This window comes from Lentzea sp., assembly GCF_035525475.1.
Lineage (GTDB): Bacteria > Actinomycetota > Actinomycetes > Mycobacteriales > Pseudonocardiaceae > Lentzea.
In genome coordinates, this window is the sequence record NZ_DATLEC010000054.1 from 1 (window position 1) to 10399 (window position 10399).

Here is a 10399-nt window from a genome sequence, read left to right on the forward strand (position 1 = left end):
CAGCTGAAGTACTACTGGCTGCTCTTCGGCGACGCACGCCGCTTCAACTACACCAGCCACTACCTGTCGACCGAGGGCAACATCTTCCTGGGCGCCCGCAGGTAACCGCAGGAGCGGTGAACGACCCCCGGGCCGGGGTGCGGTCGGCGGCGGCAGCACCCCGGCCCGGTCCCTACCGGCTCGCGCGCCCACCCCGCCCGGCAAGGCAGGCCAACGGCGAAGCCGAGGCACACCCGAAGTGGCGATGCGAAGCGAGCCGTCCTCCCCATGAACCGCCGGGAAGCGGTGTACCCCAATCGCTATCGACGCGAAGCGGCGATGAACAACCCGGCGTCGACACTGCCCGAGGGACCACGCTGGAACGCAACCGGCCCGGCGAAGCGGACCCGAGCGACCGGCCACGATCCCATCTAGGCTGGACGGCGTGGACGCACTGGACCCGATCGAGTCGGTCAACACCTTCATCGGCACGAAGGACGAGGGCAACACGTTCCCCGGCGCGTCCATGCCCTTCGGCAAGACCCACTCCAGCCCGACAACCTCCCACTACGCCGGTTACAGGTACGACGACCAGCAAATAAGAGGCTTCGCCCACTTCTTCCTCTCCGGAGCGGGCTGCTGGGAGCAAGGCGGTCTGATCCCGATCCTCCCGACGACAAAGCTCCCGCCGAGCTTCGACCACAAGCGCTACGCCACGGCCTACACGCACGACGGGGAGATCGGCAAACCCGGCTACTACAAGGTCGAACTGGCCAACGACATCACAGCGGAGTGCACCGCCACCACCAGGACAGGCGTGGAGCGCTACACCTGGCCCAACGGGGTGGACGGAATCCTGCTGATCAACGCAGGCCAGGCGAACGACAAGGAACCGGTCTCCGCCAGTTCCATCACAATCCTGGATGACCGCACGATCACCGGAACCGTGGAGACCCAGGCCTTCTGCGGCGGCCGCCCCTACCTCACCTACTTCACCACGAGGTTCGACCGCCCCTTCAAGGAGTTCGGCACCTGGGACCCGGCAGGACCAAGGCCGAACCAACGGAAGAGCAGCGGCGCGGCAGGCCTGAGAGGCGCCTGGGTGAAGTTCACCCCGGGCCCGGTGACGGCGATGACCGCACTGTCCCAAGTGGACGAACAGGGCGCCGCCAACAACCTGACGCAGGAAACAACCGGCAAGACCTTCGACGACATCAGGAACGAAGCCCAGCAGGCCTGGCGCGACGAGCTCGGTTGCATCGAGATCGACACGGACGACTGGGACGAGCGGGCGGTCTTCTACACCGCGCTCTACCACGTCCTCCTCCAGCCCCTGACCGGGAGCGACGCCGACGGCAGGTACCGGGGCTTCGACGGCCAGGTCCACCACGCCGAGGGCTGGACCTACTACGAGTACTACTCGCTGTGGGACACCTACCGGGCCCACAACCAGCTCCTGGCCCTGATCCGCGAGAAGCGCTCCAAGGACATCGCCAGGAGCATCCTCGCCATCCACGAGCAGGGTGGCTGGCTCCCGCGCTGGGCGTTCGCGAACCAGGAGACCAACTGCATGACCGGCGACCCGGTCACGCCGTTCCTGGTGGACCTCTGGCGCTTCGGCCACCTCGACGGCCTCGAGGAACAGGCCTACGGCGCGCTCGTCCAGAACGCCGACGGCATCCCGCCCGAGGCCTCCCGCTTCCAGGGCAGGTCCGGCAACCCGAGCTACCTGAAGAACGGCTTCGTCCAGTACGACAAGCGCTTCCCGAAGAAGGGTCAGGACACCGACCCGCACCACGGCGCGTCCGCGACCCTGGAGTACGCACTGGCCGACGCCACACTGGCGATCATGGCCGAGCACCTGGGGCACACGGCGGACGCCGAGCGGTTCAGGGCCAGAGGCCTCAACCACCGCACCCTCTGGGACCACACCGTCACCGACCGTGGTTTCACCGGCTTCCCACGGCCGAAGCTGCGGAACGGCGACTGGCTCACCCCCTACACGCCGCAGGGCCCGGAAGGCTTCCACGAGGGCACGGCCTGGCAGTACCAGTGGCTCGCGCAGCACGACGTCGACGGCCTGGTCGCGGCACTCGGCGGTGCGGCGGCGGCCGAGGCGAGGCTCGACGACTTCTTCGCCTACGAAGACCTCCTCAGGGACCCGAAGCGGACGGTTCGCGAGAAGTGGGTGGTCGGGCCGTACGACTACTACAACCAGTTCCGGTACAACCCGAACAACGAGCCGGACCTGCACGCGCCGTGGATGTACGCGCTCATCGGCAAGCCGGAGAAGACGTCGGTGGTCGTGAGGGCCGCGCAGACGTTGTTCGTCAACGGGCCGGCGGGTGTCACGGGCAACGACGACCTCGGCACGATGTCGGCCTGGTACGTGTTCAGCGCGCTCGGGATGTATCCCGCCGTGCCGGGAACGGGCGAGTTCGTCCCTCATGCGCCGAAGTACCGGAAGGCCGTGATCCACCTGGAGAACGGCAGGGACGTCGTGATCGAGGCCGCGGATGCCGACATCACGAAGACGCAGGTGGTGCGGCGGATCCGGAGTGGATGGCGCGGGAGGGCCAAGGACAGGGTCGAGCTCGCCGAGCTGCTTTCGGGCACCACGCTCGAGGTCGACCTCCACACACTTTCGAACTGAGACGCGGGAACGGCCGTAGGCTCGTGCGATGGGTACCTGCGCGAGCTGTGGCACGGATTTCGCGCCCATGCCGTCGCGGGCGCGGTACTGCTCGAACGCGTGCCGTCAGCGCGCCTACCGCCGGCGGTCGGCCGGGGCGTCCACTGTGGTCGCCGAGCTGCCCGGCTACGACGACGCGTTCGTCGGCAGGGAGAGCGAGCTCGCGGAGCTGCTTTCGTTGCTGCGCAAGCACAGGTTGCTCACGGTCGTCGGCGCGGCCGGGGTCGGGAAGACGCGGCTCGCCGTGGAGGTGGCCCGGCGCGCCCGCCGGGTCGAGGTGCGCACGGTCGAGCTCGGGAAGCTGAGCAGGCCGGACCAGGTGGTGCAGGCGTTCGCGGAAGCCGTTGGGGTGTACCAGCACGCGGGTGTCGCGTTGCGGACGACCCTGCTCCAGGAACTGTCCCACCGCCGGCTCGTGTTGCTCGTGGACAACTGCGAGCACGTGGTCGAGGAATGCTGTGACGTCGTCGACGCCCTTCTGGCGCGGTGTCCTCACGTCCAGGTGCTCGCGACCAGCCGGGAGGCGCTGCGGGCCGCCGGCGAGATCGTGTACCCGCTGCACGGCATGGAGGACGACGCCGTCCGGCTGTTCATCGAACGCGCGGAGACCGCGGGCGACCCCGAGACGATCGCGGCGATCTGCGCGCGGCTCGACGGGGTGCCGCTCGCGGTGGAACTGGCCGCGAAGCTCTCCTCCTCGGTGCCGCCCGACGAGCTCGTGCACCGCCTCGACCACCGGCTCGACCTGCTGAGCGACGCCGGTGAGCAGGCTCGGCACCGGAGCCTGCGCGCGGCCGTCTCGTGGAGCCACGACCTGCTCACGACGGCCGAGAAGCAGTTCTTCCGCAGGCTCGCCCTGCTGCCGGGCGGGTTCGGGCTGGAGATCGCCCAGGTCGTGCACGGCGGGCCGGTGGTCGACCTGCTCATGGGGTTGCAGGCCAAGTCGTTGGTGGTGCGGGAGAGCGACGGCCGGTTCCGGATGCTCGAGTCGGTGCGCCTCTTCGCGGAGGAACGGCTCGACGAGCACGGCGAGCACGAGGTGACGGCCGAACGGATCGTCGCCTGGCTGTGCGAGAAGGGCGAACCCGGTGCCACGTCGTCGATCCTCACGCCGGAGCAGGTGACGGCGCTGCACCAGGAGTACGACAACGCGGCGTACGCGTTCGACCGCCTGCTCGCGCCGCAGGACGAACGACGGCTGATGCTCGCCACGATGTTGCTGCGGGTGTGCTTCGACCGCGGCTACTTCACCGAGGCCGGGGCCGTGCTGATGCAGGTGCTGCACCAGTCCGCGGCCGACGCCCGCTACCGGATCCTCGCGCTGGAGTACGCGTCGTTGCTGGCCGTGCACGAGGAACGGCACGACGAGGCGGTGAAGTACGCGCTGGAGGCCGTCTCCGCGGCGGAGGACAGCGGCCAGCAGTCGATCATGTGCCGCCTCTACCGCACCCTGGCGACCGCCCACGACAGCGCGGGCGACGTGCAGGACACCGCGTGGGCGTTGCGCCAGTCGATCCGGTACGGGCAGCGCAACGGCAACGACGTGAGCGTCGCCGTGTCCAGCCAGAACCTCAGCTGGTGGCTGCTGGAGCAGGGGGACGTCGACGCGGCCGGCGTCCTGATCGAGGACGCGCTGCCGGTGCTGAAGGTGCACGCGCGGCCGGACGTCGTGGCCATCGCGGTGCACACGTCGGGCTGCATCGCGCTGGAGCGCGGAGACCTGGCGACGGCCGGCGCCCGGTTCGCCGAGAGCGCGCGGCTGTCGGCGACCGATCCGCGCGCGGTGCTGGAGTCGGTCGAGGGCCGCGGACTTGTCGCGGTGCTGTCCGGCAGGCACGAGCTCGGCGTGCGCCTCCTCGCGGCCTGCCGGCAGATGCGCACGAACTGGGTTGTTCCGTCGGAACCGTGGTGGCGGCGGAAGATGACCGCCGCGCTGGACCTCGCACGGGAATCCCTGTCCCGCCCGGCTTTCGCCCGAGCGCTCAACGCGGGCAGGGCGATGGACGTCACGCACGTCCTGGAGACCGCGCTGGACAAGGAGATCGTGCAGGACGCCGTGCTCAGCGACCGGCAACGCGTGGTGGTCGAGCTGGTGGCGCGCGGCATGACGAACGCGCAGGTCGCCGCCGCGCTCGGGATCTCCCACCGCACCGTGGAGTCGCACGTGCACAACGTGCGGACGGTGCTGAACCTCTCGTCCCGCGCCGAGCTCGTCGCTTGGGCCCAGTCGACCTGATGCCGTCGCCGGGTGGCGCCGCCAACTGAGACGTAACGTCGCGCCGATCCGGATGACTTCCCGTCCCCCGACGGTCATTGTGAGTGCGACCAAGGGAAGGGGAGGGGGCGACGTGGAACCTTTCCGGCTGCTGCACCCCGATCTCGTGCCGCAGCGGCGCGAGTCGCTCCAGCACGCCGCGTCCGTTCTCGTCCAGATGGGGCTGGACGACACCGTGCTCTCGGCGTCGCCCGTGCACCAGCGGCTCGCCCGCGTGGTGCTCGCGAGCAGCGACGTCATCGAGTGGAAGCCCGGCTACGGGGTCTTGGACGCCGGTGACGACGAGCGCTTCGGCGTCGTGCGGGTCGGCGGCGACCGCGGTGGCGTGTTCCTGTCCAGCGTGCTGATCGCCTACCTCGACGTGCAGGAGAACGCGGCCAGGACCGGTACCTCCGTCTGCGAGGACTCCTGGCGCACGCTGCTCTGGGCACCGACCGCGCTCTTCGACCACGTGCTGCGCCGCCCGCAGGTCGGCATGACGGTGCTGACGCCCGGCCCGGCCACCGGGTGCCCGTCGCACGACCGGCCCGTGGTGGGTCAGCGCCTCTACTTCGCGTTGATGCAGGCCGTGCGGTTCGCGGTCAACGGCGTCGTGCGCGCCGAGGACGACCGCACGCTCGTCGAGGACTGCGTGACGCTCGCGACCGCCTGCCTGCGCGCGGCGACGGTGGCGCTCACGTTCGCCGCGGACGTCCGCCACGAGGACGTCCCGCCGTCGCCGGTCGTGGAGACCTTCGAGCACCGCTACCTCTGGCAGATGATCAACGAGGTGCGCGCGGCCGTTCCGCGGGCGAGGTACGAGCAGTTCGCCACGGCTCTGCGCAGGCTCGACGACGTGCACAACGCCGATCCACTTATGGCGCTGGGCAGCTGACCACTCGTCTCGACTTCGCTCCGACTTTCGTCTTTCCGCCCCATGGAACGAAGAACGCTGACCTACCGTCTCGCCCATGACGGAGGAACAGTCGGCGGTCGTGGTGCGGGACGTCCGCAAGAGCTACGGCGAGCTGAAAGCGGTGGACGGCGTCTCGTTCACCGTGGCGCAGGGGGAGTTCTTCGGCATCCTGGGGCCGAACGGCGCGGGGAAGACGACCACGCTGGAGATCGTCGAGGGGCTGCGCGAGCCCGACAGCGGTGAGGTGCTGCTGCTGGGCGAGAGCCCGTGGCCGCGCAACGTGAAGCTGTTGCCGCGCATCGGTGTCCAGTTGCAGGCGTCGGCCTTCTTCGAGAAGCTGACCGCGAAGGAGCAGCTGCAGACGTTCGGCTCGCTCTACGGCGTCAGCGCGGGGACGGCCGCGGACATGCTGGAGCTGGTCGGCCTCGCGGACAAGGCGAACGAGCAGGAGAGCAAGCTCTCCGGCGGCCAGCGCCAACGCCTCTCGATCGCGTGCGCGCTGGTGCACGACCCGGACATCGTGTTCCTCGACGAACCGACCGCCGCACTCGACCCGCAGGCCCGCCGCAACCTCTGGGACGTGCTGCGCGCGATCCGGGAACGCGGCAAGACCATCGTCTACACCACGCACTACCTCGACGAGGCCGAGATCCTCTGCGACCGCGTGGCCATCATGGACAACGGCAGGATCCTCGCGCTCGACCGGCCCGCGGTGCTGGTGCGCGGCCTGGACGCGCCGACCCACGTGACGCTGCAGAAGGGCCTGCTGCCCGTCGTGGACGCCGAGGCGATCAGCGGCGTCGAGGACGTCCGCGAGGACGAGGTCTCGCTGACGATCTCCACGCGCCGTCCCGCTCCCGTGCTGTCCGCGCTCGCCGAACGCGGTGCGCTGGACGGCCTCCAGGTCCGCACGGCCACCCTCGAAGACGTCTTCCTCGACCTCACCGGACGGGAGTACCGCGCATGACCGCGTTCCAGACGCTCTCGCTGGCGATGTTCAAGGGCTTCATCCGCGACAAGGCCACGCTCTTCTTCACGTTCGTGTTCCCGTTGATGTTCCTCGTCATCTTCGGCCTGATCCTGCGCGACGTCGGCGAGGACAAGACCAAGATCGCGCTCGTCGGCGACGGCCCGGTCGTCTCGGCGTTGCGCGACAGCGGCGCGCTCGAGTTCGAGTCCTACGACGACGAGAACGCCGCCCTGCAGAAGGTGAAGGACGGCGACCTGCCCGCCGCGCTGATCATCCGCGGTCAGCGGGTCGACGTGCGGTACGCGCAGAGCGACCAGGTCGAGTCGGCGACCGTGCTCGGGATCGTGAACGGGTTCGTGGACAAGGCGAACCTCGCCGCGACCGGTCAGCCGCCGACCTACACGTTCGCCGCGGAGAAGGTCGAGGACGCCTCGCTCAAGCCGATCCAGTACCTGACGCCCGGCATCCTCTCGTGGGGTGTGGCGGTGTCGGCCGTGTTCGGGTCGGCGCTGACGCTGGTGTCGTGGCGGCGCAAGCAGGTGCTGCGCCGCATCCGGCTCGCGCCCGTGTCCGTGACCTCGGTGCTGTCGTCGCGGCTGCTGGTCAGCGCCGGCGTCGCGCTGGTGCAGGGTGCGATCTTCGTCGGCATCGCGGCGCTGCCGCTGTTCGGGTTGAAGCTGTCAGGGCAGTGGTGGCTCGCGATTCCGTTGCTGCTGCTGGGAACCGTCGCGTTCTTCTCGCTCGGCATGCTGGTCGGCGCGTTCACCAGGACCGAGGAGTCGGCGTCGGCGGCGGCGAACATCCTGGTGCTGCCGATGGCGTTCCTGTCCGGCACGTTCTTCCCCGTCGACCAGGCGCCCCCGTGGCTGCAGACCGTGTCGAAGATCTTCCCGTTGCGGCACATGAACGACGGCATGCTCGACGTGCTGGTGCGGGGCAAGGGGATCGAGGCGTTGCTGGTGCCGGCGTCCATCCTGATCGGCTTCACGCTCGTGGTCGGATTCGTGGCCTCCCGCGTCTTCAAATGGGAGGAATAAGACACCCCTGCTGCGCTGTGCCGCCCGTCACGGTCCATGATGATGAGCCATGACGTTCTCCAGCGCGGTTGGACGGTTCCGCATCTTCGCCCTCGCCGAGGCGATCTCCTGGGCGGGGCTGCTGCTCGGGATGTTCTTCAAGTACGTCGTCGTGCAGAACGAGATCGGCGTGAAGATCTTCGGCCCGATCCACGGCCTGGTCTTCGTCGGCTTCATCCTCGTCACGCTGATGGCCAAGGACCCGCTGAAGTGGGACGTCCGCACGCTGGTCATCGGTCTGCTGTCGAGCATCCCGCCGTTCGGCACGGTGGTCTTCGAGCGCTGGGCGTCGAAGACCGGCCGCCTCAACTCCCCCGTCGCCGAACAGCTCTGAGCTCGGTCTCCGGGTCGCCGCGGTGGTAGATCCGCTCGGACTCCTCGATGTTGTCGAGGAAGGCCTGGTACTTCACCGCGTTGTGCAGGCGTGACGCGCGGCGGGCGACGTCGAGGGCTTCGAGCGGGCGGCTGTCCGGGCGGTGTGCGAGCCACGCCTCGCTCCACACCTTCCTGATGTGGTCGTGCAGTTCGGGCTTGCTGTACTCCAGAACCCGGCAGGCGTCGAGTGCCGGGTGACCCCAGACGGCGTCGGACCAGTCGATGACCTCGCCGCTGCTGCGCCAGTTGCCGGGGTGGAAGTCGCCGTGCGTCAGCGTGTCGGGCAGCCCGAACGACGGCATCGGCACGGCGGTCGGGCGGAGCCTGGGCTCGCCCGCCAGTGCGTTCTGCACGGCCACCCAGCGCGGCACGACCAGGTCGACGTGGTCCGGTGTGACGGGCCAGCACTTGTCGCCCGGCGCGTCGGCGAGCAGCACCCGTTGGGGCGCGGAGGCGATCACCCCGGGGACCAGGGTCGGGTCGTGGGCGGCGACCATCCCGATCACCCGGCCCTCGTCGGCGAAGAACGGCGGGATGGCCTTGAGCCACACCGGACCGGTCGCGGTGGGGAGCCGGAGCACGGTCGAGAGGTTCCAGGTGCGGACCTGGACGGCCGGACCGGTGCGGTCGACCGCGGCGTCCGCCCATGCGATCAACGACGACGGCCCGCCCATCCGCGCGTAGGGGAGCCGGAACTCCGCGTCCGCCTCGGGTTCCCCGGCCGGGTGCAGCTTCGTGCGGTCGGGTTCGCCGAGGGCCTCGACGTGGTAGGTGACCAGGCCGCCGAACGGCGCGTCGCCCCCCTCGGCGGAGATCAGCCGCAGCACGAGCGTGGGCACGCCGAGCAGCTGTTCCAGCGCCTCGTTGACCGGCTCGACGTGGTACCAGTCCGCGGTGGGGATCGGCAGCGGGCCGGTGCGGCCCGCGAACCCGCTGGGCGCGCTGACCAGAGCGATGATCATCTTGCCCGTCATCCGGTCACCAGCCGAAGAGCGGCCCGCAGCTCGTTCGCCGGGTCATCGCGGTGGTAGATCCGCTCGGACTCCTCGATGTTGTCGAGGAACTCCTGGTACCGCACCGCGAGATGCAGGTGGGACGCGCGGCGGGCCACCTCCAGTGCTTCGAACGGGCGGCTGCTGGGACGGTGGGAGAGCCACGCCTCGCTCCACACCCGGCTGATCATCTCGCTCAGCTCCGGCCTGAACGCCATGAGCCGTGCCACGTCGAGCGCCGGATGGCCCCACACGGCGTCGGACCAGTCGATGACCACACCGCTGCTGCGCCAGTTGCCGGGGTGGAAGTCGCCGTGCACCAGCGTTTCCGGCAGCCCGAACGACGGCATCGGCACCACGGACGGCGGGAGTCGGGGCTCACCCGCCAGCGCGTTCTGCACGGCGACCCAGCGCGGCACGACGAGCTCGACCAGGTCCGGCGTCAGGTCCCAGCAGTTGCCGCCCTCGGCCTGGCTCAGCAGCACCCGGCCCGGCGCACTGGCCAGCACCTCGGGCACCAGCGTCGGGTCGTGCGCGGCGACCGCTTTGATGACCGCGCCCTCGTCGGCGAAGAACGGCGGCACGGCCTTGAGCCACACCGGGCCGTCCGCGGTGGGGAGCCGGTGCACGTTGGAGAGGTTCCACGTCCGCACCTGGACGGCCGGTCCGGTCCGGGTGACCGCGGTGTCCGCCCAGGCGATCAGCTCCGCCGGACCGCCGAGCCGCGCCCACGGCAGCCTGTGCTCGGCGTCCCGATCGGGCTCGTCGGCCGGTTCGAGGTGGGTGCGGTCGGGTTCGCCGTGCGCTTCGACGTGGTAGGTGACGACGCCGCCGAACGGCACTCTGCCGCCCTCGGCCGAGACCAGGCGCAGGACGCTCGTCTCGACGCCGAGCAGGTCGCGCAGGGCCTGGTTGACCGGCTCGACGTGGTTCCAGTTCGGTGTCTCGACCGGGATCGGCGCGGTGCGACCGGCGAACCCGCCAGGGGTGCTGACGAGCGCGACGATCGAGCGGTCCGGGCGTTCCTGCATAAGCCCCATCAGGCCACAGACCGGCCTTGGCGCCCAAGCGGTTTTCCCAGGCCCTAGTCCTCGAAGTCGCCGCTGGCCCGGCGGACCTTCGCGAGCAGGTCGGTGAGCTGCTCG

Annotated in this window: 8 protein-coding genes; 6 read left to right on the forward strand and 2 right to left on the reverse strand. The window is 69.8% G+C overall.

What is annotated here, in order from left to right; translation table 11 throughout:
* Positions 1 to 424 precede the first annotated feature (424 nt).
* The 6 genes from VM306_RS09610 (at position 425) to VM306_RS09635 (ending at position 8221) form a co-directional block, all read left to right on the forward strand.
* A complete protein-coding gene (locus VM306_RS09610; protein ID WP_414672356.1) occupies positions 425 to 2632 on the forward strand; it encodes a GH92 family glycosyl hydrolase in 2208 nt (735 codons plus the stop codon).
* Positions 2633 to 2660: 28 nt separating this feature from the next.
* Complete coding sequence (locus tag VM306_RS09615) at positions 2661 to 4907, forward strand: ATP-binding protein (protein ID WP_325513179.1); 2247 nt, start codon at positions 2661 to 2663, stop codon at positions 4905 to 4907.
* A gap of 112 nt (positions 4908 to 5019) precedes the next feature.
* On the forward strand, positions 5020 to 5820 hold the full coding sequence (locus VM306_RS09620; protein ID WP_325513181.1) for a hypothetical protein: 801 nt from the start codon (positions 5020 to 5022) through the stop codon (positions 5818 to 5820).
* Positions 5821 to 5896: 76 nt separating this feature from the next.
* On the forward strand, positions 5897 to 6808 hold the full coding sequence (locus VM306_RS09625; protein ID WP_325513183.1) for an ABC transporter ATP-binding protein: 912 nt from the start codon (positions 5897 to 5899) through the stop codon (positions 6806 to 6808).
* The gene (locus tag VM306_RS09630) at positions 6805 to 7848 is read left to right on the forward strand and encodes an ABC transporter permease (protein ID WP_325513185.1); all 1044 of its coding nucleotides are present in this window, start codon (positions 6805 to 6807) and stop codon (positions 7846 to 7848) included. The genes VM306_RS09625 and VM306_RS09630 overlap by 4 nt, the downstream gene beginning before the upstream one ends.
* A 49-nt stretch (positions 7849 to 7897) precedes the next feature.
* Positions 7898 to 8221, forward strand: coding sequence for a DUF3817 domain-containing protein (locus VM306_RS09635; protein WP_325513187.1), 324 nt, complete (start codon positions 7898 to 7900; stop codon positions 8219 to 8221).
* Here VM306_RS09635 and VM306_RS09640 read toward each other — a convergent pair.
* Positions 8193 to 9236, reverse strand: coding sequence for a phosphotransferase (locus VM306_RS09640; RefSeq protein WP_325513189.1), 1044 nt, complete (start codon positions 9234 to 9236; stop codon positions 8193 to 8195). The two genes, VM306_RS09635 and VM306_RS09640, sit on opposite strands and share 29 nt — an antisense overlap.
* On the reverse strand, positions 9233 to 10294 hold the full coding sequence (locus VM306_RS09645) for a phosphotransferase (RefSeq protein WP_325513192.1): 1062 nt from the start codon (positions 10292 to 10294) through the stop codon (positions 9233 to 9235). The genes VM306_RS09640 and VM306_RS09645 overlap by 4 nt, the downstream gene beginning before the upstream one ends.
* Positions 10295 to 10399 lie beyond the last annotated feature (105 nt).